Below are 1,149 nucleotides of genomic sequence, written 5' to 3' on the forward strand. Positions count from 1 at the left end.
CGCTTCCTGTTTCAGCTCGTAGGCGCTGGCGTCCTTGACGTAGCGCGGATGCAGCGGCTCCTTGCGGGCAATCACCCGGTGGTGCGCGGGCCAGCCGGTCAACTCGCCGAGCAGAGCGGTGATGTCGGCGACGAAGGCGCCCTCGCGCACGCCGCCGTCCGGGCCGCCGCCGGCCGGCTGCCACAGGTTCTTCTTGTCGCAGATCTCGATGGCGGCCTGTTCACGAGTGGTGAAGGCCCAGCCCACGGAGTACTCCCAGCGGAAGGTGGGGCTCTTGCGGCCGCCCGCCGAGGCGATCCAATCAATCAACTGGTGGGAGAAGCCCGCACCGTCCACCCGGAAGAGGATCTTCTGCCGTCGCCACCAGGGGAGCTGGGTGACCGCCCGGGTCAGGATGTCGATGTTCACCGCCGCGTCGTTGGCGGTCACGTTGCCCGCGTGCAGCCTCGCAGCGAGCTGTTCGCCGGTGTTGTCGCAGGTGGCGATGAATATGTGGTGTCCCAGGAAGCCCTTGTAGGTGCCGTGGGCTCCTTCCTTCTCCGACGGCGCGGGAATCAGCGTCCCGTCACTGTCGATCACCGTCCAGCCGGCCAGCGGCACCCCTTCGACCTCCACCTCGGGAAAGCCCTCGGGCCGCTCACGCAGCAGTTCATACACGTGGCGCCGCACCGTCGCCCGGGCCCGCTCGGCCCGAGCACGCGCCAACTCATCGAGTTCCTTCAACGTCCGCCAAGCGGTGGGATGTGAAGCGACCGGACCGAACACCGGGCGGTGGTGTTCCAGCAGCCGGACGTCGCGGATGCACCGTGCGCCCAGGGTGATCGCGACCGCGAGGTCCACCATCACCTGCCCCCGATCGTGCAGCGGCACGAACCCCGGCCTCGCCAGCGCCGCCGACAGCTCCCCGGTCAAGCCCGTGCGCTGTGCGAGCAGCCTCAGATGCACCCCGCCCACATGCCCGACCTGCCCCTTCCCGTCCCCCGACATCGCCAGACCCCGCGCCCACTCGCTACCCTGCACGTGAAAGGTGCCCCCACCCGCTCATGATCCAGTCCTCAACAAACCGGATCATCGCAGGTCACGGGGCACCTTTTGCATGCGATGACAGAACGTCACAGTTCCTGGAATTCATGGTGAAACGCCGAGGCT

1 protein-coding gene is annotated in these 1,149 nt (G+C 67.9%); it reads right to left on the bottom strand.

Annotated features, from left to right (window positions below):
* Positions 1-987 (bottom strand): transposase (locus AB0J21_RS33530; RefSeq protein ID WP_363149956.1); only part of this gene is annotated, 987 nt, incomplete at its 3' end.
* Positions 988-1,149 lie beyond the last annotated feature (162 nt).

The organism is Streptomyces sp. NPDC049954, assembly GCF_040656295.1.
In the GTDB taxonomy this organism is placed as follows: domain Bacteria; phylum Actinomycetota; class Actinomycetes; order Streptomycetales; family Streptomycetaceae; genus Streptomyces.